This is a genomic window from Chitinimonas taiwanensis DSM 18899, assembly GCF_900119825.1.
Taxonomy (GTDB): domain Bacteria; phylum Pseudomonadota; class Gammaproteobacteria; order Burkholderiales; family Chitinimonadaceae; genus Chitinimonas; species Chitinimonas taiwanensis.
This window is the reverse complement of the sequence record NZ_FPKR01000010.1, coordinates 106,883-130,197: the sequence shown is the minus strand read 5'-3', so window position 1 is coordinate 130,197 and position 23,315 is coordinate 106,883. Positions and strand designations below refer to the sequence as shown.

The following is a 23,315-nucleotide window of genomic DNA, read 5'->3' as shown; positions in this document are numbered from 1 at the left end:
GGGTAAAACCACCCTACCCTTGCCAGCACCCTGCGCCCATGGACATCTATTACAGCGATCACTTCGTCCTGCCCCTGCCCGACGGCCACCGTTTCCCGATGCAGAAGTACGCGCTGCTGCGCGAGGCCGTCGCACCGTTCCTAGCACCCGGCGTGCTGTGCGAAGCACCAGCTGCCACGGCGGCACAGCTGATGCTCGCGCATGACCCGTGCTATGTAGAGGCGGTGCTGAACGGCACGCTGAGCGCGCGCCAGCAGCGCGAGATCGGCTTTCCCTGGTCGCCACAGATGGCCGAACGCGCCCGCCGCTCGGTGGGCGCCACCCTGGCCGCCTGCCAGAGCGCGCTGCGCGATGGGGCATCGGCCAGCCTGGCGGGTGGCACCCACCATGCCTTTGCCGAACGCGGCGCCGGTTACTGCGTGTTCAATGACACGGCCGTGGCAGTGGCGGTGCTGCAGGCGAGTGGCTGGCGCGGCAATGTGCTGGTGGTGGACCTCGATGTGCATCAGGGTGATGGCACGGCAGTCATGCTCGCCCACAACACGCAGGCCTTTACCCTGTCCCTGCATGGCGAAAAGAACTTCCCGTTTCGTAAGACGCGCAGCGACTGGGATATCGAGCTGCCGGACGGTAGCGAGGACGAGGCCTATCTAAGCGTGCTGGGCAGCATGCTGCCCATGGTGTTCGCGCAGGCTGCGCCCGAGCTGGTGTTCTACCTGGCCGGCGCCGACGCGCTGGCCTGCGACCGTCTGGGGCGCTTGCAGCTCAGCCACGCCGGCCTGTTGGCGCGTGACCAGATGGTGTTCGACTGCGTGCAGCAGCACGGCGCCAAGCTGGTGATCAGCATGGCCGGCGGCTATGCGCACGATATTGCCGACACGGTCGCCGCCCAGGCCGCCACCGTGCGTGAGGCGTATCGGCGCTGGGCTTGATGGACTCTGATTCGGCAGACCGGTGCGCTGGCACTGCTCAATACGGCTTGTCGCCCAGAATGGTGGCCCGATGCATGATGCGTCGATGGGGCAGATAGTCGGCCACCGCATAGTGCTGGGTAACGCGGTTGTCCCAGAAGGCCAGGTCATCCACCTGCCAGCGCCAGCGCAGCGTGAATTCCGGGCGAGCAATATGGGCGAACAGGAAGTTCAGCAACGCCTCGCTTTCCCGCACGGGCAGGTCAACGATGCGGGTGGTGAAACCTTCGTTCACGAAGAGTGCGCGCCGCCCGCTGACCGGATGGATGCGCACGACCGGGTGCAACAGCGGCGGATGCTTGCGGCGCGCCGCCTCCCACTGCGCACGGCTGGCCTCGTCGCGTGCATGGCGGCTGGCCGGAAAGGACTTGGTGAAATCGTGTTCCGCCCGCAAACCGCTCAGCAGCGTCTGTAGCGGTGGAGACAGCGCCTCGAAGGCGGCAATACCGCTCGACCACAGCGTATCGCCGCCCGTGGGCGGCAGCTGCTTGGCCGCCAGAATGGCGCCCAGCGGCGGTGTCTCGATGAAGGTGACATCGGTGTGCCAGTTATCGTTATCGGGCGGATTCTGGTCATCCGTATCCAGCACCATGATCTCCGGGTGCTCGCGGATATTCGGGTAAATGGGGTGGATATGCAGCTCACCGAACTGCAGCGCAAAGTGGTGCTGCTGGGCCGGGGTCAGCGGCTGGCGGCGGAAAAACAGCACCTGGTATTCCAGCAAGGCCGCCTGGATGGCGGTTCTTTGCGCCGCCGACAGCGGCAGGCTCAGGTCGATGCCAGCCACCTCGGCGCCAATGCTGACGGTCAGTGGGTTGATCTGCAGACTCATAGGATTTACCTCAATCTTGATCTGTTTCGGCTTGGCATCAGCCACGCCCGTGCCAGGGCACATAACGCGCCTGCAGATAACGCAGGCCCAGCTCCAGGGCAAAGGCCACCAGGGCGATCACCGCGATACCCAGCACCACCACATCGCTGACCAGGAACTGCGCCGCAGACTGCACCATAAAGCCCAAGCCACGCGTGGCCGCCACCAGCTCCGCGGCCACCAGCGTGGACCAACCGGCGCCCAGACCAATGCGGATGCCGGTCAGGATGTCGGGCAGCGCGCTGGGAAAAATGACCTGGCTGATCAGCTGGACGCGCGTGGCACCCAGCGACTGGGCAGCCTGGATGCGGCTGGGTTCGACCGCACGCACCGCGGTGGCCGTGGCAATGGCGATTGGCGCAAAGATGGCCAAGTAGATGAGCAGAACTTTGGAAAACTCACCGATGCCGAACCAGATCACGATCAACGGCAGGTAGGCGAGCGGCGGGATAGGCCGGTACAGTTCAATCAGCGGATCGAGTAGGCCCCGTGCGATCGGGCTCAGACCGATCGCCAGCCCAACGGGAATGGCCAGCAGCACGGCAGCCAGCAGCGCCAGGCCGATGCGGCTCAGGCTGGCGGCCAGGTGCTGGCCGAGCGTGGCATCCATGAAACCTTGGTTAGACACCAGCCATAGCTTGGCCAGCACCGCCTGGGGCGATGGTAGAAAAAGCGGGGCAACCCAGCCCTGCCAGCTGACCAGCCACCACAGCGTTAACAGACTGGTCAAACTCAGCACGCTCCACTGCACCGGGCTGAGCAGGACGGCCGACTTGCTGGCAGCGGCCACCTGCGCCGGACGCATGCTACGCACTTGCTCGGCCTCCTGTAGCTGGGCGATCAAGATCGGTTCAAACATGGGCAGCTCCCTCAGGCCGCGACGGCAAGTGCGCCAAGCACACGGCTCAGTACCTGTTCACGGATGCGGATGAATTCAGGGTCGGATTTGATGCTACGGACAGCTTCGCCGGCCGCATAACGGCGGCCGAAATCCAGCTTCAGGCGTTCGACAACGCGCGCAGGGCGGCTGGACAGCAGCACGAGTTCGCTGGCGAGGAAGACCGCTTCCTCGATATCGTGGGTGATCAGGAACACCCCCTTGCGGCTGGCCTGCCAGACCCTGAGCAGCAGCGCCTGCATCTGCTCACGGTTCAGCGCATCCAGCGCACCGAAGGGCTCGTCCAGCAGCAGCACACGTGGGTCGGCAGTCAAGGCACGGGCCAGGCCCACCCGCTGGCGCTGGCCACCGGACAGCGCCCAGATACGTTGCGTCTCGTAGCCGCCCAAATCCACCAGCTGCAATAGTTCGCGCGCCCTCGCCTCGCGCTCGGCACGCGCCACACCGCGCAACTTCAGACCGAATGCCACATTGCCCAATACATCCAGCCAGGGCAGCAGGGCATCGTCCTGGAACACCACGCCGCGCTCGGCGCCAGGCGCCCTGACTGGCGTGCCATCCAGCAGGATCTCTCCCCCGCTCGGTGCTACGAAACCCGCCATCAGCTTTAGCAGGCTGGTCTTACCGCAGCCCGAGGGGCCCAGCGCCACCACCAGCTCGCCGGCATTCACCTCCAGCGAGATGGCGTCCAGCACCGGTACGGAAGCGGATTCATAGCGCAGTGATACCTGCTGCAGACGCAAGCTGCTCATGCTGATCTCCTTTGGCGGCCAGGAATGGCGCGCTGCCCGCAGTCTTTGCAGACATGAGGCAGCCGCGACTTACTTGGCGGCGAGCTGCGCGTCCAGCGCGGATTTCACAAAGCGATTCGTGACATAGGGCGCGTAATCGGGCTGCAGTGCATCCACCTTGCCCTGCGACTTCAGGAAGGCGGCGGTATCAGATACCGCCTTGGAGAAGGGCTTTTGCAACAGCTCAGTCTGCTGCTTGAGCGAGGGATAGACATTGCCGGCCAGCAGCAAAGGCACATCGGCCGGGTCCGAACCGGTCAGGCGGGCAATCTTGGCCACATTGTCGGGGTTGGCCGCATAGGCCTTCGGGTCGGCGTTGTAGCGGGCATAGGCTTCGCCAGTCACCTTGGCGAACTGGGTCAGGAACTGCGGATTTTTCTCGGCAAAGTCCTTGCGTACGATCCACAGGTCATAGGTAGGCGCGCCCCACTTGGCCACCTGCTGCGAGCTGACCAGCACCTTACCGCTGGCGCGGGCCTTGCCTAGGGCAGGCTCCCAGACATAGGCGGCATCGATGTCGCCACGCGCCCAGGCTGCCGAGATTTCGCTGGGGCGCAGATTAATGATCTGCACCTGCTTGGGGTCGACCTTCCAGTGCTTGAGTGCGGCCAGCAGGCTGTAATGGGTGGTGGAAACGAACGGTACCGCCACCTTCTTGCCGATCAGGTCCTGTGGCTTGCTGATCTTGGCGCCATTGCGCACCACCAAGGCCTCCGAATCACCAATCACCGCGGTGACCAGAAAGGTCTGGATGGGCAGGCCACGGCTGGCACCGGCCGCCAATGGGCTGGAGCCGATATTGCCGATCGGTACATCGCCCGAAGCCACTGCGGCAATCACTTCCGCACCGCTCTCGAACTTGCGCCAATTGATCTTGCTGGCGGTGGCCTTCTCGTACAGTCCGTCAGCCTGGGCGACCTTGGATGGGTCGATGCCGGTCTGGTAGGCAATAGTGACTTCGTCGGCCTGTGCGGCCAGGCCGGTGACGGCCAGGGCGCTGCTTAGTGCCAGCAGCTTGATGTGCTTCAACATGGTGATCCCCTTGAGTGATGGTGCAACGGGCCAGATTGATCGCTAGGCACGGTGCAAGCGGTCGCTGGTGTAGGAGCACTCTAGCAAGGGGTTTTTATGTATTTTAATTATTTAAAATTAGATTTTTATTCCAAATATAAATATAAATCCAGTCATCAGCAGGCGCTACTCATACCGGGCGAGCCAGGCTAACCAGCACAGCACGCATGCTCAGTGCGAGACGCTACGCGAAAAGGTATTGATGACGATCACACCAGCCATGATCAGGCCCATGCCGATCAGGGCAGGTGCATCAAGGCGCTGCTTGAACAGCAGCCAGGACAGGAGCGAAATCAGCACGATGCCCACGCCGGACCAGATCGCATAGGCCACGCCGGTGGACATGCTGCGTAAAGCAATCGACAGGCAGTAGAAGGAGCCCGCATAGCCAACGGCGGTCACCACGCTGGGCCACGGTCGGGTAAAGCCATCGGAGACCTTCAGGCAGGTGGTGGCGATCACTTCCAGCACGATGGCGGCGGCGAGATAGAGATACATCGTCAAGCGGATTGCTCCTGAGGCGGAATGACAGGTGGTGGCAAGGCTTACGGGCAAAGGCGGCGCGAGGACAAGCGCGCCGCTTGCCGGAGGCGTAGCGGGCCTAGGGCCTCAGCGGCAGGGCTGCCACCGCCGGGCGGGCAAATAGATAGCCCTGGAAATAGCGTACACCCATGCTGCGCAGCATGTCGCACTCGGCCTGGGTTTCGATGCCTTCGGCGATGATGGTGATGGCCAGGCGCTCGGCCACCAGCAGCACGCCAGAGACGATGGCCTGGCGGATCGGGTCGGCATCGATATTGCGTGTGAGCTCCATATCGAGCTTGAGTACCTGGGGCTGGAAGGTGGCCAGCAGATTGAGCCCAGAGTAGCCGGAGCCGAAGTCGTCGATCGCGGTGGTGAAGCCCTGGCGGCGGTACTCGGCAAAGATATTCTTCAGGTGCTGGGTATCACTGACCCGCTCACCCTCGGTCACCTCGAACATCAGCCGATCCGCCGGAAAGGCAAAGCGCTGGCTGGCCTCCAGCGTGGCGCGTATGCAGGTTTCCGGGCGATAGACCGCATTGGGCAGGAAGTTGATGCTGAGCTTGCAGTCGGGCAGTTGATGCAGCCCCAAGTGGGCCGCCAGCTCAATCGCTTTGACCCGGCAAGCCTGGTCAAAGCGGTAGCGATTGGCATCGGTGACCTGCGCGAGCACCCAGCCCGCGCCCTCCCCGCCCGTGCCACGCACCAGCGCTTCATAGGCATAGGGCAGGCCCGTCTCGATATCCACGATAGGCTGAAACGCCATGGTGAAATCGAAGCCCAGTAGGCCTGGCACCTTGCAGTCGCTACAGCCCACGGCATGAAACGGCGTCGAGAACTGCGTTCCCATCTGCATTTCCTTCCTGCTAGATCGACCACTTGAGCATAACAAGTGTCCAGGCTTACGCAATCTAGCCTCATGCCGCGACGGTAGTGAGTAACCTCACCGACAAGCGCAAGGGTATCGACTCCGAGCCAACGCCTGCATCCATTGGTGAGAATCACGCTGAGCCTGCTGGGAGGTTGGGTTTACCCCAGCGGGATGGCGATGCCGGATGACTGGATGACCCACGCATGGCCTACCCAGGAAGGAAGGGGAGCTTGCCCCCAACAGGCTCAGCAGCACGCTCACAACAATTATTCCGGCTGAAGAAATAATTAATTAATCAACTCGGGAATTCTTCCCCGCCTTGATTCTGGGCAAAGTAACGACTCCCGCATCGCCACGCCGATGCAGAGATGACTGACTACAAGGATCCACCATGAGCCGAATCGCGCTCATCACACCTGACATGGCCACAATCGAACAGCAAGTCTTGCTGCAGGCGCCCGATAAACCATCGGGTCGTGTACCCAATCTGCTGCGAATTCTGGCCAACTCGCCCTCAGCCTTGCGGGCCTTTCTCGGTCTACAGGGTCTCGCCCGAGAGGGCAGCCTTGATCTCCCCACTCGGGAGCGGATAGCGATTGCCCTGGCCCAGAAGAACGGCAGCGCTTATTGCCTTTCGGCGCATACGCAATTGGGCAGCCAGGCTGGGCTAAGCGGCGCCGAAATGGATGCAAACCGGCTGGGCGATAGTCACGACGCCAAGGCAGCCGTAGCCGTGCGCTTTGCCTGCCGGCTGATCGAACAGCGTGGTGATCTGAGTAACGATGAACTCCAGGCCATGCGTGATGCCGGCTACAGAGAAGCGGAGATCATCGAGGTCATCACCCATGCGGGTCTGAACTTCCTGAGCAATCTGATCAGCAAGGTCAGTCAGGTCGAGATCGACTCCCCCTTGCTCACCTTGAATTGAGGGCAACCAACATGATTGCTTACCTGCTGTCCCGCCGGTGTGCTGGGCGTCCTGAGCGGCTCGCCAGGCCATCACAAGCGGTATCGGGCTTCAGCTGGCCAGTGCTCGCTAACCATGCACCGCACCTTCCCCCCATTGCCGAGGGCCGTGATCTGCTGGCCCTGGCGGACGGCGCCAATCACCTTGAATTGGCCTTGCAGCTTCATTGCACCTTCTAACCCCAACCCAACTCACCCTGGAGCCTTCCCATGTCCCGCCATCCCGTCAAACTCTATACCTTCCCCCTGTCCGGCCATGCGCACCGTGTCCGGCTGGCGCTATCGCTGCTCAATGTGCCTACCGAGCTGATCGAAGTAGATCTGCGCAAGGGCGAACACAAGCAAGCGGACTTCCTCAAGCTGAATGCCTTCGGCCAAGTACCGGTCATCGACGATAACGGCACGGTGATTGCGGACTCCAATGCCATCCTCGTGTACCTGGCCCGCCAGTACGGCAACAGCGATTGGCTGCCAACCGACCCGCTAGGTGAAGCCAAGGTTCAGCGCTGGTTGTCGGTCGCCGCAGGGTTGGTTGCTTTCGGTCCGGCCGCAGCGCGACTGGTGACGGTGTTTGGCGCTGGCTTCAACGCCGATGAAGTGATCAATCGCGCGCACAATCTGCTCAAGGTCATGGACGCCGAACTGGCCAACCGTCCGTTCCTGATTGGCAGCAAGCCCAGCATTGCCGATATTGCCAACTACACCTACATCGCCCACGCGCCCGAAGGCAATGTGGCATTGAGTGCGTACCCGAACGTGGGCGCCTGGCTGCGTCGCATTGAAGCGCTGCCCGGCTTTGTCGGCATGCAGAAAACCGCCGTCGGGCTGGCAGCCTGATCAGTCAGTTGCCCAGGGCGGGCAGCTTGCCCGCCCTGCTGGCCCGCCGCACTTTGCGGGACTTTGGCTGTGGGCATACGCCCAGGCCAGGCAGTACAAAGACACATCAGTGGATTCAAGTCGCACCCAACTGAAGGAAGCATCATGAGCCCCCCGGACACTGGCACTCCCTCCCCCTGGCATCGCGGTGAACGGGCAATCCATGAACAGATGGGTACCGCAGCCCAGATGGAGGCCTTTGGCCGTCGGGTCATCCGTGATTACATGCCGGACCAGCACCGTACGTTTTATGCGCAACTGCCCTTTATTGTGGCCGGTGGCGTCGATGCGCAAGGCTACCCTTGGGCCAGCGTGCTGGAAGGCATGCCGGGCTTCATCCAGTCACCCGATCCGCGCCAGTTGCTGATTCGTGCCCAGCCGACAGCCGGTGATGCCTTGCTCGATTGCCTGCACGATGGCGCTGCCATCGGCCTGTTGGGTATCGAGCTGCATACCCGCCGCCGCAACCGCATGAATGGACAGCTTCGCCTGCAGCCGAACGGTGATATCGCCGTTCAGGTTGGGCACTCGTTTGGTAACTGCCCGCAATACATTCAGGACCGGGCGTTCTCCTTTGCCCAGCCGCCAGGGCAGGCCTATGCCGGCGCCGTCGAGCACCTGAACGGGCTCGATGCGGCAGCGCAGGACGCCATCACCAGCGCCGATACTTTCTTTGTTGCCAGCTGCTTTCCCGGCGACGCTGACACGCCGGGGCCGCAGGTCGATGTTTCGCACCGTGGCGGCAAGTCGGGCTTTGTCCGCGTAGAGGGCGACACCCTCACCATTCCCGACTTTGCCGGGAATATGCATTTCAACACGCTGGGCAATCTGCTGGTCCACCCCAAGGCAGGCCTGGTGTTCATCGACTTTGCCAGCGGCGACATGCTGCAAGTAAGCGGCAGTACTGAAATCCAGTTTGCGGGTGACGACATTGCCGCCTTTCAGGGTGCCGAGCGCCTGTGGCGCCTCAAGGTCGAGCGGGTCGTGCGCCGCCGTGCCGTGTTGGCTTTGCGCTGGCAACTTCGGGGCTTCTCGCCCAATTCGCTGATGACCGGCTCATGGGAGCAAGCAGCAGAGCGGCAGGCTGCGGCAAAGTTGCAGAACACCTGGCGGCCATTCCGCATCGAGCGGATTGTCGAAGAGAGTTCAGCGGTACGCTCCTTCTACCTGAGCCCGGCCGATGGCCTGGGCCTGGCCAGCTTCCAGGCGGGCCAACACCTGCCAATCCGCCTGTCCCTGCCGGGGCAGGACAAGCCAGTGATCCGTACCTACAGCTTGTCGGCGGCGCCGTCCGATGGTTTCTACCGCATCAGCGTCAAGCGTGGTGGCCGCGTCTCCGGCCATCTGCACGATGCGCTGAACATTGGCGATCTGATCGAAGCACGTGCCCCGCAAGGCGACTTTGTGGTGGATGCGGCGGAACGGCGACCACTGGTATTGCTGGCCGGTGGCATCGGCATCACCCCCATGCTGGCCATGCTGCGTCATGTCGTATACGAGGGCTTGCGTACCCGTCGAGTCCGCCCGAGCTATTTGTTCTATGCCACCCGCACGGTCGCCGAGCGGGCATTTGACACGGAAATCGACGCGTTGCTTCATCGCGCCGGCAACGCGCTGCAGGTGGTACGACTGGCCAGCCAGCCCGAAGCAGACCGCGTTCATGGGCGCGATTACGAAGTCGCCGGCCATATCGATCTGGCCTTGCTCAAGTCGGCGCTGCCGCTGGATGACTACGACTTCTATCTGTGCGGACCGGTGCCCTTCATGCAAAGTCTGTATGACGGCCTGCGCGATTTACGCATTGCCGATGACCGCATCCACGCCGAGGCCTTCGGGCCGGCGGCGTTGACGCGTCGAGCGGATGCCAAGACGGCGATGCCGGCAATGGCACCTGTGGCCGATCACGATGTGAAGGTCCTGTTTGCGGAATCAGGCAAGGAAGCACGCTGGCAAGCCGGTGATGGCAGCCTGCTCGAATTGGCCGAGGCGCGCGGTCTGACACCCGAGTTCAGCTGCCGCGGTGGCAGTTGCGGCACCTGCAAGGTGGCACTGCTGGAAGGCGCGGTCACCTACGCGCAACAGCCGGCGTATGCGCTCGCCGAGGGGGAGGTCTTGCCATGCTGTGCCCTACCCGCCCGTAGCGCCGATCAAGCTGCGCGCATCGTGCTCGCGCTCTGAATCTGTTTGCCGAGCAATAAATCATGTTCAGTTCAGATGCTTGTCGGCCCGTAGGCGATCTGCCATCAGGTCGATGAAGCTGCGCACCTTGGCCGACCCATACTTGCTCTCGCGGTGCACGATGTGAATGGGCAAAGGCGCGTTTTCATATTCGGACAGCACGATCTTGAGTTCGCCCGCTGCCAGATGGGGCGCGATCTGATACGACATCAGTCGGGTGATGCCCAGACCGCTGCGGGCGGCCTCGATCGCGGCGTCGTTGCTGGTCACCGTGAGTCTCGGCTTCAGCTTGATGTTAGCCGGAGCAGACTCCGGCCCGAACTTCCATTCCACCGCCGGTGATACCCCGCTTGCCGCAATGACCGTCCGCTCGCGCAAAGCCTGCGGCGATTGCGGAATCCCATGCTGCTCCAAGTAAGCCGGTGAGGCGCACAGCACCCGCCGCACCTGGCCCACTTTGATGGCACGCATGCTGGAGTCCGGGAGTGGGCCGATACGCACCGCCACATCCACGCCCTCTTCCAGCATGTTCACCACGCGGTCCAGAAACAAGGCCGAGACATCGGCATCGGGGTAGCGACTCAGGTAATCGACAATGCCGGGCATCACGAACATCTTGCCGAACAGCACCGGGGCCGTCACCGTCAGATGGCCACGTGGCGCGGCATTGATGCCCGCCGCGGCCTCGTCAGCCTCGTCTACTTCGCCAAGAATGCGGCGGGCATCGTCCAGATAGCGCTGGCCAGCCTCGGTGACCCGAACATAGCGTGTCGTGCGCTGCAGCAGCTTCACGCCCAAGCGGGCTTCCAGGGCCGAGATGGCCCGCGTCACCGCCGGTGGCGACATGCCCAGCCGCCGTGCCCCACCGGCAAAACTCTCTTCCTCACCTACCGCCACGAACACCGTCATCAGGTGCAGTCTGTCCATGCTTTCATTCCCATAATCGGAATAATCTATTGCATTTTAAGGCCATTCTTCTACCAGGTGAACTTTGGCAAAGTGGCATCACTCGCAACGCACCAGGCGCTGCGAACCGCAAGCCACCCAACCAAGGACCCATCATGAGCCGAATCAGCATCCCTACCGTCGAACAATCCGTCGAAGCCAGCAAGCCGCTGCTGGCCGCCGTGAAGCAACAACTGGGCGTCGTGCCCAACCTGATGAAACTGGTCGGCCACAGCCCCGCGGCACTGGAAGGCTATCTCTCGCTCAATGCTGCGCTGAACAAGGGCAAGCTCGACGCCGCGCTGCGCGAGCGGATCGCCCTCACCGTGGCCGAGTACAACGGCTGCGACTACTGCCTGTCGGCGCACACCTATCTGGGCCTGCATGTTGCCAAGCTCAGCGAAGCCGAAATCGCCGCCGCCCGTGATCACCACAGCAGCGACACCCGAACCGCCGCCGCTCTGCGCTTTGCATACCGCGTCGCCACCGAGCGTGGCCGCGTCAGCGACGCCGACCTGGCCGCGCTGCGGCAGGCTGGCTTCGACGAGGCTGAGGTGGTGGAAATCGTGCTGGTCGTTGCCCTGAATGTGCTGACCAACTACGTCAACAACGTCGCCCAGACCGATATCGACTTCCCCAAGGTATCGGCCAAGTAAACCGCCGCCTAACGCATCTGCCCACTCACTTGAATCGGAAACCATCATGAACATCGCCCGCACCCGTCTCTTCGCCCAACTGGCCCTGGCCGCCGCCCTGATCGTCCCCGTCTTTGCAGCCACGCCGGTGACCAAGGACGGCGTCACCACCATTCACCTGACCGAGTACAACGGCTACTTTGCTGCCAAGGAAACCCTGACCGACCTCAAGCCCGGCGAGTACGACTTTGTCGTAACCAATAAGGCCGGCAAGTTTGTCGGCTTCAATGTGCAGGATCAAAAGACCCATGAACTGCTGGGCGGCTTCGGCCTGAATCCGGACGAGACCAAGACGACCCGCGTCACGGTCACGGCCAATGGCTTCCGTTACCGCTGCCCGATCAATGTTACGCCCTGGTACGACGTGGACATGAGCAAATAAAGCCATCCCATCACGGCCTGCACAACGATGTGTCGGATGGTGCCTCGGCAAGAGCAAGGCCTATCCGACACTGCGCTGTACCGTGCAGATATCAATATCTCTCGCTACCGATACGTAACAATCCTCGCCATGACGCATTTGCCCATTGAAGCCCGCCAAGCGCCTCACCAACACGGCCTGCTGCGCAGCCTAATGCTGATGGCCTGGATGGTCGAAGCACGCGACCCCTACACCGGCGGCCATCTATGGCGCGTGGCGCGGATGGCCGAGGAACTGGGGCGATCCCTGGGCCTGCCTGACAAGGAAATACGCCGCATTGCCCTCGCTGGCTTCCTGCATGACATCGGCAAGATCGGCGTCCCCGATGCCGTGCTACGCAAGCCGGGCAAGCTGGACAATGACGAATATGCGGTGATCAAGACCCACCCGACCATCGGCCAGCGCATTCTGGCCGAGCACCCGCTGGCACATTTGGTCATGGACGTGGTCTTCCATCATCACGAAACACCGGATGGCTTGGGCTACCCGATGGGGCTGGTCGGCACAACCATCCCATTGGATGCGCGACTGGTGGGCATTTGTGACGCTTTCGATGCCATGACCAGCACCCGCCCCTATCGCCAGGGCATGCCCATCGCGAAGGCACTGGCGGTGATCGCCAACGCCGCAGGCACGCAGTTTGACGCCGAACTGGCCCGCCACTTTGTCGCCCTGGGCGAGACCGGTGTCTTTGACCATATCGTCGGCCACAGCGACGAGGGCATTCCGCTCGGGGTCTGCGTCAGCTGCGGCCCGGTGATTCAGCGTAATCGCACCACCCAGCCCGGTGAGCATGCCGACTGCCCGGCCTGTAATGCGCGTTATCTGTGGCAGGAAAGCGGCGGTGGCCTGCACGCAGCACATATTGGTCAAACCCATGGCAGTCAGAGCCTGCCCTTGCCTGATACCAGTCTGCTCAGCACCCTGCTGGACGCATGGACCCCGCTATTGGTGTGAGTCACTGTTAGCGCGGCCAGCGGCACGCTGGCACATTCGCATTATTCCGCATAACGAAACAGTGATTTGCCATGAGCGCGCATTCCACGCAGCTAGCAACAACGTCAGAGTATGGCCTGTTCACAAAACACGCACCCCAAGGAAGCACCATGACCGACATCACCCTGTATCACACCAGCACCTGCCCCTACTGCGTGCAAGCAGAGCGCTTACTCAGCCGCAAGGGCATCACCGCGATTAACAAGCTCAATATCGCGCAGTCGGAAGCCTTGCGTGACGAGATGATCACCCGCAGCGGACGACGCACCGTGCCGCAGATCTTCATCAACGGCCAGCACATCGGCGGCTTTGACGATCTGGCACGTCTTGAACAGAGCGGTGATCTCGCTCCCTTGCTGGGACTCAAGCCCTAAGCGCTAGATGATCGTCCTCCCACAACTCACAAATCGGTAACGCATCATGAGCAACCCACTGAGCAGCAGCCGGCCGCCTCTTCCACCTTTTGACCACGATAGCGCCGTTGCCAAGGTTAGGGCTGCCGAAGATGCCTGGAACGGCCGCGATCCAGCCCGTATTGTGCTGGCCTATACGGCAGACAGCCGCTGGCGCAACCGCGACGAATTCCTGCAGGGTCGAAAACAGATTGAAGCCTTCCTGCACCGGAAATGGCAGCGCGAGCACGATTACCGGCTGATCAAGGAACTGTGGGCTTATAACGGCAACAGGATCGCCGTCCGCTTTGCCTACGAATGGCATGACGATACGGGTCAGTGGTTCCGGGCTTACGGCAACGAAAACTGGGCATTCGATGGACAGGGTCTGATGGAGGTTCGCCACGCCAGTATCAACGACTTGGCTATTCCTGAATCTGAGCGGCTATTCCACTGGCCGCAAGGGAAGCGCCCGGACCATCATCCCGGTCTGAGTCAAATGGGGCTGTGAGCTAGCCCGCCGGGTTTACACTGAGGCTAGGATAAGTTGTACCCGGCGAACAAAACCGTTAGAAATTTGTGGGTAGGTTTGTTGCCGTTAGCAAGATGATCGACGCCATCCCCGAGCGCGAGCAACGGTAGCGCCTAGGTGTAGTGAATAGCTTTCAGTAGACCAGGCGCTTAACCTTGAGCTCAAATATCCACTGAATGCAGGCATACCTAGCCTTCGACATTTCTCATGAAATCAGCCGTGCGCATGAAAGCCTGTTCCAGATGTTCGCGCAGCGCGGGCTGTTCGCCCAGCTGCTCGTCCATCGCCTTGTACATGCAGTACAGCCATTCATCACGCATGCGCGTGTCTACCCGGAAGGGCATATGGCGTGCCCGCAGGGCCGGGTGGCCATATTTCTCTACGAAGAGCGGCGGGCCGCCCAGCCAGCCGGACAGGAACATGAACAACTTATTGGCTGCATCGCTCAGATCGGCCTGGTGGATGGCGCGCACGCCGGCGGCCACCGGGTCGGTGTCCATCACTTCATAGAAGCGGTCGACCAGGCGGCGTACGGCCGCTTCGCCACCGATCTGCTCGTAGGGGGTGATTTCCTGTGTTTCGCTCATCAAGGTACTCTGTCAATCAAAAGGTTTAGTCGGCCACCGGCAGCGCGGGCAGGCCATGGCGGCTGCGTGCGCGATTACAGGCGGCGGGGAAGATGCCGTGCTCGGCCAGTGGGGCGAATTCGCGACAGGGGCCGGGGCGTTCGGCATAGATGCCACAGCTGACCTGTTCGCCGATCTTGCCCACCAGCGCCACACAGCGCGGCCGCGCGTAATCGGTGCCGCGCAGGCGGCAGGTGTAGTCATTCTCGAAATCGGCCAGCCCGGCCGGCACCCGGCCGCCTTCGCTGTCGAGTTCCGAGCGGTCGAAGCTGACCCGAAAGGCCGCGCAGCAGGCGCCACAGCTCAGGCAGGTATTGTCGTGCATCGGCTTTCCAGTTCGCTTTGCGCTAAAGCAAGCGGGGCTAATTGATGGCGCGCCCGCGCGGCCGTGCACTGGCTATCGCCTGGCTGTACCTCGCGGCAGGGGCTGGGGCGCGCCGCGTACACACTGCATTGCGTAGCCTGCCCCACTTCGCCCTGCAAGGCCGTACAACGCGGTGCCGCACGCCAGGTGCCGCGCATGCAGGCATAGAAGTCATTGACCCGTTCGGTCAAGGCCTCGGGCAAACCCCGCTCCGGGCCTTCACCCCAGTAAAACGACACACGAAAGGCGGCACAACAGGCACCGCAGGCCAGGCAGGGGTGAGGGTCGCGAACGGCAGTCATGGTGTTTCAGTGGGGGCGTATAAGCGTTACCGGTTGGTGATCAAGCTGCCTGCCATTCAGGCGGGCAGCACCTGTAGTGCTTGCTGGGTGCGAATCTGGCGGAACAGCGCGATGGCTTCCGGATAGCTGCGGCGCAGATAGCCGAGCCACTGCTTGAGCCGACCCGGGGCATAAGTCGGCGCACCATGGCCGATCAGGCCCTGATGGAACTCGGCAATCACCTCGAGCATCTCGGGCCATTCGACCGTATCGCTTTCCTCGCCCGCCACGGCGGCGCGAATCTGCCGCGCGAGATCAGGGCGCGCCACCAGGCCGCGGCCGAGCATGAAATCCTCGCAGCCCGATTCGGCCTTGCATTGCAGAAAGTCGGCCACCGTCCAGATTTCACCATTCGCCACCACCGGCACGGCCACCGCCTCATTGATGCGGGCAATCCAGTGCCAGTGCGCGGGCGGCTTGTAGCCATCGAGTTTGGTGCGCGCATGCACGACCAGCTCCTCGGCACCGCCATCGGCCAGCGCGCGCGCGCAGTCCAGCGCCAGATCGGTGTTCTCGTAACCGAGGCGCATCTTGGCGGTCACCGGAATCGCGGCCGGCACCGCGCGGCGCACCGCGCTGACGATAGCGTGCAGCAGCTCGGGTTCCTGTAGCAGCACGGCTCCGCCGCGATGTCGGTTGACGGTCTTGGCCGGGCAGCCGAAGTTCAGATCAATGCCGGGCGCGCCAAGTTCCGCTGCCCGTGCGGCATTCTCGGCCAGGCAGGCTGGGTCGGAGCCGAGCAGCTGCAGCTTGAGCAACACCCCGGCCGGGGTGTGCCAGTTGTTCGCCCATTCGGGTGCCACGCGCTTGAAGTAACGTGGTGGCAGCAGGGTGGAGGTCACGCGCACGAACTCGGTCACGCACCAGTCCACACCGCCGATACGGGTCAGGGCGGTGCGCAAGGGGGCATCGACCAAACCCTCCATCGGTGCAAGAGCAATGCGCAAGATGAAATCCAAGTTCTTGAAAAGGCGCGGATTCTAGCAAATACGGCCGGCTTTTCCGAATCCGCATGCCGGCGCATTCCCGTCTATAAAGCGGATACAAGCCTGGCTCGGCGGCAGCAGCATGCCCGCTGCGACCAGGCAGGGCTCATCCAGCGCGCCGGCCCGGGCGCGGGCGAGCCACGGGCGATGATTCGGGTCACAGCGGAGCAAGCAAGCATGAAAAACCTCAGTTTTGCCTTACGCATCGGCATCGGCTTTGCCTTGCTGCTGGCCCTGATGCTGGCGGTGGCGATCACCGGTAGCTGGGGCGTGGAAAGCCAGTACACACGCGTGAAGACACTGGTGGAAGGCGATATTGCCCTGAACACCGCGGCCAGCGACACGCGCTATCACGTCGGCAATCTGCGCCGTTATGAGAAAGACAGCTTCATCAACCTCGATTCGGCCGAGAAGGTGAAGGAATACCAGGCCAAATGGCAGGAATCGCTGCAGAAGGCCAAGGCCAGCCTCAAGCAGGCCGAGGGCCTGGCGGGCGCCGACACGCGCGAGCAGATCGTCAATCTATCCAGCCAGATGGACAAGTACGCGGAAGGCTTCAACAAGGTGAGTAGCCAGCTTGGTCAAGGACTGAGCAGCACTGCCGATGCGAATAAGGCCATGGGCGAGTACAAGGCCTTTGTGCGCGGCATGGAGGATTCGCTCAATGACCTGCTCAAGCTGACCGAGGCCAAGGCCGCCCAGGTAACCCAGGAGCTGGCCAGTGCCAAGGCCAGCACCGAGCGTGCACTCTGGCTGCAGTCGGGCGTCGCCTTACTGATCGGCGTGGCAGTGGCGATCGGCGTGGCGCAATCGATACGCCGCCCGCTAAACGAGGCACAGAGTGCCGCCAGCCGAATTGCCGACCGCAACGACCTGACCGTGGCCATGCCCAGCAATGGCGATAATGAGGTCGGGCGCACGGTGAATGCCTTCTGCCGGGTACTGGACGGCCTGCGCAAGCTGGTGCAGGAAACCCGCAGCGGCGCGCGCGAGGTGGCCAGCTCGGCCAGCGAGATGAACAGCATCTCCGAGCAGGTGGCCACCGCCTCCAGCCACCAGGCCTCGGCCTCGGCAGCCGTGGCCGCGGCCATCGAGCAATTGACCACCAGCATCGCCGTGGTCTCGGACAATGCTGACAGCGTGCGCAGTGATGCCAGCGAAGCGGTGCGGCAGGCCGATAGCGGACAACAATTGGCCGGGCGCACCGCCGACGAGATCGCCCATATCGCCGATGCACTGGCCGCAGCCAGCCAGGCCATCCAGGCCCTGAATGCGCGCTCGGATGAAATCGGCGGCATCGTGAAGGTAATCAAGGAAATCGCCGACCAGACCAATCTGCTCGCCCTGAATGCCGCCATCGAGGCCGCGCGCGCCGGCGAGCAGGGACGCGGCTTTGCCGTGGTAGCCGACGAGGTGCGCAAGCTGGCCGAGCGCACCACCAATGCCACCATGGATATCTCCAGCAAGATCGACACCGTGCAGCGTGATACCGACAGCGCCGACCAGCGCATGCAGGAGGCCAGTAGTCGCATCGACACCGGCGTGGCGTGTGCGCGCGAACTGGCTGGCGCCATGGATCAAATCCGTACGGGCTCCAGTAACACCGTGCGTACATTAACCGAGATTGCCGATGCGATACGCGAGCAGCGCATTGCCGCCACCCAGATTGCCCAGAACGTGGAGCAGATCGCCCAGATGAGCGAGGAGAACCATGCCTCGGTGTCGTCGGCCAATCTGCTCGCGCGCCGGCTCGGCGAGTTGTCGCAGGGCTTGAATGTGCAGATCGGCCGCTTCGTGGTGGACTGAGATGCGGCGCCCCGGCAGCGCCCTCATCCCTGTCTTGCTCGGGCTGAGCCTATTGGCCCAGGCCGAGCCGGTGCAGCTGAACAGCCTGGAATGGCCGCCCTATTCGGGCAGTTTGGCGGGCCAAGGCTTTTTAAGCAGTCTGCTGCGCGAGGCGCTGGCGCGGGAAAACTATCAGCTCACGGTCAAGATCTACCCATGGAAGCGTGCGACTAGTCTGGCCATGCAGGGCGAGGAAGGCGCGCTGGGTTTCTTTTCTGCCTCGCCCATCGAATGCGCGGCCGCGCGCGGCCAGCTGTCCGACCCGATCGGCTCTTACCAGCTCACGCTCGCACAGCGTAGTGATGCACTGACCATCTGGCGCGAGGCGAGCGAATTCCATGGCAAGCGCATCGGCGTGGTGGAAGGCTACGACAATGGCAAACAGATCGATGCGCTGATCTATGCCGGCAAGGTGCAGGCCGACTACAGCAGCAGCGATGTGCAAAACCTGAACAAACTGGCCGCTGGCCGGCTGGCGGCGGCGGTGGTCGACAAGCGGGTGTTCAGCTATTACCAGCACAAGCTGGGGCTGGACCAGCTGCTGGTCGGCCCGGCCAATCTGACCCGCCGCCTGCCCCTGCATGTCTGCTTCAATCAGTCGCCCAGTGCCGAGCGGCTGCGCCAGGCTCTGAACCGCCAGCTCAGCGGGCTTGATCTCGAACAGTATGCCGAGCGCTATCTGGCCCACCTCGCCAAGGCCAGCAAGTCATCAAACACTACGCCCAAGCCAGATACAGCCGGGCTGGCGAAATAAGGGATGAAAACCAAAGCGCCCATACCAGTCGAGTGCGCGCTGATTGCGCGGATCCACGCCCAGGTGCACGGCCGTGACCCCGGCATTGGTGAGTGCTGTCAGCGCGGTCTGCAGCAGCTTGGCGCCCAGGCCCTGCCCTTGCGCACGCGGCAGCAGGTCGATATGCAGATGGGCCGGCCAGTCGTGCAGTGCGGGAGCCAAGGCCCAAGGCTGATTGAGCTGCGCCAGCAGTGCGGCATCGCGCGGATCACCGGCTTGCGCCGCGTACTGCGCGCGCAGGGGCGGCAACCAGTCGCGCTCCATGCGCGCATAGAAATCAGCCGAATCAGGGGTGGCCAGTACATAGCCGCAGGGGCCATCGGCGTCCTCCAACACCCAGGCGAAATCGGGCTGCAGGGCCAGATAAGGGCCGGCATACAAATGGCCGAACAAGCTGGCATCGCGGCCCGCTGCGCTGGCGTCCGCTCCGGCATCGGCGGTAAGCAGACAAATCCGGTACAGCGCGGCTTGGTCGCCGGGCACCGCCGGTCGAATGATTGTCATATCAGCACATCCTTATCTTGATCGAACACGCACGCTTCTCCATACTGCCCCGCCGAGCGTCGCGACCCGCACCCTGCCCCGCGCGCTGAAACCGCTGCCCAATCCATCGCCCACCGGGAGAATCGACCCTTGCAACGCCAGCTTGCCCGCCTGATGCCGCATACCGCGCGCACCAAGATTCTGCTGGTGTTCATGCTGGTCAACCTGGCCGCCACCATCGCCTACGCCGCCTATGCCTGGAATATGCAGGCGCGTAGTGTGCGCGAAACCGTAGACGCGCGGCTGAATACCGCGGCGGCTGCGCTGCCCAAGATCATCGGCTATGAGTATCTGCGCGCGCTGCCACAAAGCGGTAGCGTGCCCGAAGAGCGCTACCTGGCCATGAGCCGCCTGCTGCATGACTACGCGAACAAGGTCGGCGTGCGCTATCTGTATGTGTTCATCCGCGATGGCGACACCGTGCGCTATCTGGCCGACGGTGCCAGCGAGGAAGAAATCCGCGCCGGCAATTATGGCCGCTATCTGAGCGCCTACACCGACCCGCCCGCCGCACTATTTGAAGCATTTAATGAACGCGAAGCACGCTTCGCCGAATACCGTGACCGCTGGGGCCAGTTCCGCTCGGTCTTTGTGCCCATGCAGCGCGAGGATGGCAGCACGCTGATCTTCGGTGCGGATATCGACCTGGACCAGCTGCAGGTGGAACTGGACAAGGCGCTATTGCATGCGCTGGGCATCGGCATGCTGACCTTCCTGGCCGGCCTGATCGGATCGCTGCTGCTGGCCCGCCTGCTGGCCGCACCCATCGCGCAGCTGGCCAGCGCGGCCGAACGGGTGGCGATGGGAGATTACAAGGCGCGCGTGCCCATCCGTGGCAATGACGAAGTGGCGCGCCTGGGGCGGGCCTTCAACCTGATGAGCGGTGCGATTGCCGAGCGCGAACAGGAAATCACCCGCCTCGCCTATATCGACCCACTGACCGAGCTGCCCAACCGTGTGCGCCTGGCTGAGCTGATCAGCGAGGAAATCCACAACGCCCAGCAGGGCGAGGACAGCGTAGCGGTGATCATGGTGGACATCGACCGCTTCAAGTACATCAATGACTATCTCGGCTATAGCGTGGGCGATGCCGCGCTGAAGAGCATTGCCCAGCGTCTGCGCCAGGTGCAGCGCGAAAGCGACCATCTGGGGCGCTTCTCGGGCGATGAATTCGTGCTGGTGCTACCTGGCGTGAATCGCGGCAATCTGGAGCCGGTGCTGCGCCGCCTGCACAGCGTGCTGGAAAACCCGCTCGCGATTGCCGGCCAGAGCATCGACGTGGCCGGCAGCACCGGCGCGGCCTTCTTCCCAGAACACGGCACCAGCGCACATATGCTGCTGCGCCAGGCCGAATCGGCCATGTATATGGCCAAGCGCACGCTGGCCAACTTCATGGTCTACGACGCGCACCAGGAAGAAAACCGTAAGAGCCAGCTCTCGTTGCTGGGCGAGCTGAAGACCGCCATCGAGCAGCACCAGCTGGTGGCCTTCTACCAGCCCAAGGTCAATCTGCAGGATGGCTATATCAACAGCGTGGAAGCGCTGGTGCGCTGGCAGCACCCGGAACGCGGCTGGGTGCCGCCCAACCAGTTCATCCCCTTTGCCGAGCAGACCGGCAAGATACGCAGCCTGACCCTGTGGATGCTGCGCGAATGCATGCAGCAAAGCCTGCGCTGGAACGCTGCCGGTCGCCAGCTGCGCGTATCGGTCAATGTGTCGGTCAGCGATATGGAAGACCCGGGCTTCGTGAGCCTGGTGGAATGCCTACTGAATGAGACCGGGGCCAATGCGCAGGACCTGTGCCTGGAAATCACCGAGTCCGCCGTGATGGGCGAACCCGAGCGGGTGATGGCCGCGCTGCGCCGCCTGCGTGAGCTGGGCTTCAAGCTGTCCATCGACGACTTCGGCACCGGCTATTCCTCGCTCGCCTATCTCTCGCGCCTGCCGGTCAATCAGCTGAAGATCGACCGCTCCTTTATCCTGCGCCTGCACGAGGCCGAGGGCATCCAGATTGCGCGCGCGATCGTTCAGCTTGGGCATATCCTCAAGCTGGAAGTGGTGGCCGAAGGGGTGGAAAGCGCCGAGGCCTGGCAGACGGTGAGCAGCCTGGGCTGCGACTCGGTGCAGGGCTATCTGGTCGCCCGCCCAATGCCGCAGGCCGAATTCGACGCTTGGTTCAGCGCCTGCAATGGACGCTGGAGCCTGCCAGCCTGAAGCGGCCGGCCGGTATCACGCATCACCTAGCGGCTTCTGCATGAACACCGTCAAATCATCGGCCTGCTGGCCGCCAAACGGCGCACAAGGCGTGTAGCCAAGGCTGACATACAGGGCCACCGCCTCGGGCTGACGGGTACCGGTGGCCAGGCGCGCCAGCTGAATGTCCACACTGCGCAGATGCGCCTCGAGCGCCTGCATGATGGCGCGCGAATGCCCGCGCCCGCGTTGCGCCTCGGCCACGAAGACCGCCTTGATCTCGCCATAGGCCTCCGCGCCCTCGACCAGCTTGACGGCACCACAGCCGACCAGCTCGCCGTCCTGCCTCACGCCCAGGAAGTGCACATTCGGCTGCTGCATGGCCTGGGTGCTGCGCGCGAGATCAACCTGATAGCCATACAGATCAGCCAGATGCATGCTCAGCCCAGCCAGCAATATCTGGGCAGCCGGCTCGGCGGGGTTCAAGCGTGTAATTGTCATGATCTAGCCTAAGCGGCGTCTGTTTCCTGGCCAAATACGATGCGATGGCCATCCGGCGTGCTGAGCATGAACTCACGCATGCCCCAGGGTTTGTCCTCGGGCGGCGGCAAGGCCGCCAGGCCGCGTGCGCACAGCTCCGCATGCAGGTCATCTACCGCCTCGACTTCGATATAAGCGAAATAGGCGTGATCACCGATCTGGGCCGCCGGCAAGGCATTGGGGCAGTGCCCAAGCATCAGCTGCACGCCATCCCGGCTCAGAAAACACCAGTCCTCCGACGCGAAGTCGATGCTGAACCCCAGGCCGTCACGGTAAAACGCCACCGAAACCGCCAAATCCTTGACCGCCAGAACCTGGCGCGCTGCGACGAGCTTGGACATGTTTCTCCTAGTACTTTTGATCGCCTATCTCGCCAGGCCGTCCTCTTATCACGCACTGCATAAAATCTGAATGGGCCCTAGACATGCGAGGAATGTGCTTGGAAGACGATTGGTACAACAATTCTATTCAGTGCTGCCCACACGCAGCGCTTGCTCATCAGACATGACGGGGTTCCTATTAGTGGTAAGCACGCTAAGGACTTGGGGAAACCTTGCATTTTTTACTGCCCGACGTGACGATGATCTCGTCTGGCCACTCTGCCCCAAAACCACAGTAGTATCTATTTATTCCCGATGGATCAATCAGATAAGCACTACCCACTTTACGGATGCTTACTACTGATTCCTCGCCATCGTCATTCACCATCAATGTCGTCAGCGCACCTTGCACTGACCACTTCGCGGTCTTATTTAATTTGGAGGTATTGAAGGCACACAGATACCCGCCGCCCTCCGCCCCTGAAGCTATCGTGCTATTTACATAGAGCGCAGTGATTTTCCCTGCCCCCAAAGTAATATTCGCTGAATAACTTACCGAGCCACCATCTTTGTACCGTTTGGCTAGCTGGCAAGACACTTGCTCAGCAAACGCAAAAGTATTCACAGCAAGAAATAGGGTGCAAGCCATCACACCCGAAAAGCCATCTTTCATTGAAAACTCTCCAGAATTTTGACAAAAATCTCAATAAACAAGCACAGCAAGCATTATCAATGAACGTTCCAACCTAGACCGCTCTCGCATTCATC

The 23,315-nt window shown here is 62.4% G+C and carries 27 protein-coding genes; 12 read left to right on the top strand and 15 right to left on the bottom strand.

Annotated elements, in window-relative coordinates; all coding sequences use genetic code 11:
- Positions 1-38 precede the first annotated feature (38 nt).
- The gene (locus BT173_RS13280; protein ID WP_072429145.1) at positions 39-932 is read left to right on the top strand and encodes a histone deacetylase family protein; all 894 of its coding nucleotides are present in this window, start codon (positions 39-41) and stop codon (positions 930-932) included.
- A 37-nt stretch (positions 933-969) separates the two neighbouring features.
- Here the strand turns inward: BT173_RS13280 and tauD are convergent, their stop codons facing one another.
- The 6 genes from tauD to BT173_RS13250 all read right to left on the bottom strand — a co-directional run bounded on the left by tauD (position 970) and on the right by BT173_RS13250 (position 5,974).
- Positions 970-1,803 (bottom strand): taurine dioxygenase, encoded by an 834-nt coding sequence (gene tauD / locus BT173_RS13275; protein WP_072429210.1) that lies wholly within the window; start codon positions 1,801-1,803, stop codon positions 970-972.
- A gap of 37 nt (positions 1,804-1,840) precedes the next feature.
- Positions 1,841-2,701 carry a taurine ABC transporter permease TauC gene (gene tauC / locus BT173_RS13270; RefSeq protein WP_245794177.1) on the bottom strand — a complete coding sequence of 287 codons (861 nt, stop codon included), beginning with the start codon at positions 2,699-2,701 and terminating at the stop codon, positions 1,841-1,843.
- A gap of 11 nt (positions 2,702-2,712) precedes the next feature.
- On the bottom strand, positions 2,713-3,492 hold the full coding sequence (gene tauB / locus BT173_RS13265) for a taurine ABC transporter ATP-binding subunit (protein ID WP_072429144.1): 780 nt from the start codon (positions 3,490-3,492) through the stop codon (positions 2,713-2,715).
- 69 nt (positions 3,493-3,561) lie between these two features.
- Positions 3,562-4,563 (bottom strand): taurine ABC transporter substrate-binding protein, encoded by a 1,002-nt coding sequence (gene tauA / locus BT173_RS13260; RefSeq protein ID WP_072429143.1) that lies wholly within the window; start codon positions 4,561-4,563, stop codon positions 3,562-3,564.
- A 210-nt stretch (positions 4,564-4,773) separates the two neighbouring features.
- A complete protein-coding gene (locus tag BT173_RS13255) occupies positions 4,774-5,106 on the bottom strand; it encodes a DMT family transporter (protein WP_139256160.1) in 333 nt (110 codons plus the stop codon).
- A 97-nt stretch (positions 5,107-5,203) separates the two neighbouring features.
- Positions 5,204-5,974, bottom strand: a complete 771-nt coding sequence (locus BT173_RS13250) for an EAL domain-containing protein (RefSeq protein WP_072429141.1) — start codon at positions 5,972-5,974, stop codon at positions 5,204-5,206.
- A gap of 412 nt (positions 5,975-6,386) precedes the next feature.
- Here BT173_RS13250 and BT173_RS13245 point away from each other — a divergent pair, with 412 nt between their 5' ends.
- The 3 genes from BT173_RS13245 (at position 6,387) to BT173_RS13235 (ending at position 10,015) form a co-directional block, all read left to right on the top strand.
- Positions 6,387-6,923: a carboxymuconolactone decarboxylase family protein gene (locus tag BT173_RS13245; RefSeq protein WP_072429140.1), complete on the top strand. Its 537-nt coding sequence runs from the start codon at positions 6,387-6,389 to the stop codon at positions 6,921-6,923.
- Between the two features lie 248 nt (positions 6,924-7,171).
- Positions 7,172-7,798, top strand: coding sequence for a glutathione S-transferase family protein (locus tag BT173_RS13240; RefSeq protein ID WP_072429139.1), 627 nt, complete (start codon positions 7,172-7,174; stop codon positions 7,796-7,798).
- A gap of 144 nt (positions 7,799-7,942) precedes the next feature.
- Positions 7,943-10,015, top strand: coding sequence for a 2Fe-2S iron-sulfur cluster-binding protein (locus BT173_RS13235; protein ID WP_072429138.1), 2,073 nt, complete (start codon positions 7,943-7,945; stop codon positions 10,013-10,015).
- 27 nt (positions 10,016-10,042) lie between these two features.
- On the opposite strand, the gene BT173_RS13230 is transcribed toward BT173_RS13235, so the two are convergent.
- Complete coding sequence (locus tag BT173_RS13230; protein WP_072429137.1) at positions 10,043-10,942, bottom strand: LysR family transcriptional regulator; 900 nt, start codon at positions 10,940-10,942, stop codon at positions 10,043-10,045.
- A gap of 134 nt (positions 10,943-11,076) precedes the next feature.
- On the opposite strand from BT173_RS13230, the gene BT173_RS13225 reads away from it, so the two are divergent.
- The 5 genes from BT173_RS13225 to BT173_RS13205 all read left to right on the top strand — a co-directional run bounded on the left by BT173_RS13225 (position 11,077) and on the right by BT173_RS13205 (position 13,975).
- Entirely contained in the window at positions 11,077-11,616 is a 540-nt protein-coding gene (locus BT173_RS13225; RefSeq protein WP_072429136.1) for a carboxymuconolactone decarboxylase family protein, read from the top strand.
- Between the two features lie 46 nt (positions 11,617-11,662).
- A complete protein-coding gene (locus BT173_RS13220) occupies positions 11,663-12,037 on the top strand; it encodes a hypothetical protein (protein WP_139256158.1) in 375 nt (124 codons plus the stop codon).
- A 129-nt stretch (positions 12,038-12,166) separates the two neighbouring features.
- Positions 12,167-13,033, top strand: coding sequence for an HD-GYP domain-containing protein (locus tag BT173_RS13215; RefSeq protein ID WP_072429134.1), 867 nt, complete (start codon positions 12,167-12,169; stop codon positions 13,031-13,033).
- A 149-nt stretch (positions 13,034-13,182) separates the two neighbouring features.
- Positions 13,183-13,446, top strand: a complete 264-nt coding sequence (gene grxC / locus BT173_RS13210; RefSeq protein ID WP_072429133.1) for a glutaredoxin 3 — start codon at positions 13,183-13,185, stop codon at positions 13,444-13,446.
- 46 nt (positions 13,447-13,492) lie between these two features.
- The gene (locus BT173_RS13205) at positions 13,493-13,975 is read left to right on the top strand and encodes a nuclear transport factor 2 family protein (RefSeq protein WP_072429132.1); all 483 of its coding nucleotides are present in this window, start codon (positions 13,493-13,495) and stop codon (positions 13,973-13,975) included.
- Between the two features lie 209 nt (positions 13,976-14,184).
- Here BT173_RS13205 and BT173_RS13200 read toward each other — a convergent pair whose 3' ends face one another.
- Genes BT173_RS13200 through BT173_RS13185 form a run of 4 tightly spaced genes read right to left on the bottom strand, consistent with a single transcriptional unit; the run spans position 14,185 to position 16,274 of the window.
- The gene (locus BT173_RS13200; protein ID WP_072429131.1) at positions 14,185-14,583 is read right to left on the bottom strand and encodes a group II truncated hemoglobin; all 399 of its coding nucleotides are present in this window, start codon (positions 14,581-14,583) and stop codon (positions 14,185-14,187) included.
- A 25-nt stretch (positions 14,584-14,608) separates the two neighbouring features.
- Positions 14,609-14,947, bottom strand: coding sequence for a YkgJ family cysteine cluster protein (locus tag BT173_RS13195; protein WP_072429130.1), 339 nt, complete (start codon positions 14,945-14,947; stop codon positions 14,609-14,611).
- Positions 14,926-15,288 (bottom strand): YkgJ family cysteine cluster protein, encoded by a 363-nt coding sequence (locus BT173_RS13190; protein WP_072429129.1) that lies wholly within the window; start codon positions 15,286-15,288, stop codon positions 14,926-14,928. The genes BT173_RS13195 and BT173_RS13190 overlap by 22 nt, the downstream gene beginning before the upstream one ends.
- A 56-nt stretch (positions 15,289-15,344) precedes the next feature.
- Positions 15,345-16,274, bottom strand: a complete 930-nt coding sequence (locus tag BT173_RS13185; RefSeq protein WP_072429208.1) for a tRNA dihydrouridine synthase — start codon at positions 16,272-16,274, stop codon at positions 15,345-15,347.
- A 216-nt stretch (positions 16,275-16,490) separates the two neighbouring features.
- On the opposite strand from BT173_RS13185, the gene BT173_RS13180 reads away from it, so the two are divergent.
- A complete protein-coding gene (locus tag BT173_RS13180) occupies positions 16,491-18,119 on the top strand; it encodes a methyl-accepting chemotaxis protein (protein ID WP_072429128.1) in 1,629 nt (542 codons plus the stop codon).
- Between the two features lies 1 nt (position 18,120).
- Positions 18,121-18,912, top strand: coding sequence for a substrate-binding periplasmic protein (locus tag BT173_RS13175; RefSeq protein ID WP_072429127.1), 792 nt, complete (start codon positions 18,121-18,123; stop codon positions 18,910-18,912).
- On the opposite strand, the gene BT173_RS13170 is transcribed toward BT173_RS13175, so the two are convergent.
- Complete coding sequence (locus tag BT173_RS13170; protein WP_072429126.1) at positions 18,868-19,455, bottom strand: GNAT family N-acetyltransferase; 588 nt, start codon at positions 19,453-19,455, stop codon at positions 18,868-18,870. The genes BT173_RS13175 and BT173_RS13170 overlap by 45 nt on opposite strands.
- 129 nt (positions 19,456-19,584) lie before the next feature.
- Here BT173_RS13170 and BT173_RS13165 point away from each other — a divergent pair, with 129 nt between their 5' ends.
- Complete coding sequence (locus tag BT173_RS13165; RefSeq protein ID WP_072429125.1) at positions 19,585-21,708, top strand: putative bifunctional diguanylate cyclase/phosphodiesterase; 2,124 nt, start codon at positions 19,585-19,587, stop codon at positions 21,706-21,708.
- 15 nt (positions 21,709-21,723) lie between these two features.
- Here the strand turns inward: BT173_RS13165 and BT173_RS13160 are convergent, their stop codons facing one another.
- From BT173_RS13160 to BT173_RS19375, 3 genes are all read right to left on the bottom strand, one after another.
- Complete coding sequence (locus BT173_RS13160; protein ID WP_072429124.1) at positions 21,724-22,188, bottom strand: GNAT family N-acetyltransferase; 465 nt, start codon at positions 22,186-22,188, stop codon at positions 21,724-21,726.
- 8 nt (positions 22,189-22,196) lie between these two features.
- Complete coding sequence (locus tag BT173_RS13155) at positions 22,197-22,568, bottom strand: bleomycin resistance protein (protein ID WP_072429123.1); 372 nt, start codon at positions 22,566-22,568, stop codon at positions 22,197-22,199.
- Positions 22,569-22,761: 193 nt separating this feature from the next.
- Positions 22,762-23,220, bottom strand: a complete 459-nt coding sequence (locus BT173_RS19375) for a hypothetical protein (RefSeq protein WP_139256157.1) — start codon at positions 23,218-23,220, stop codon at positions 22,762-22,764.
- Positions 23,221-23,315 lie beyond the last annotated feature (95 nt).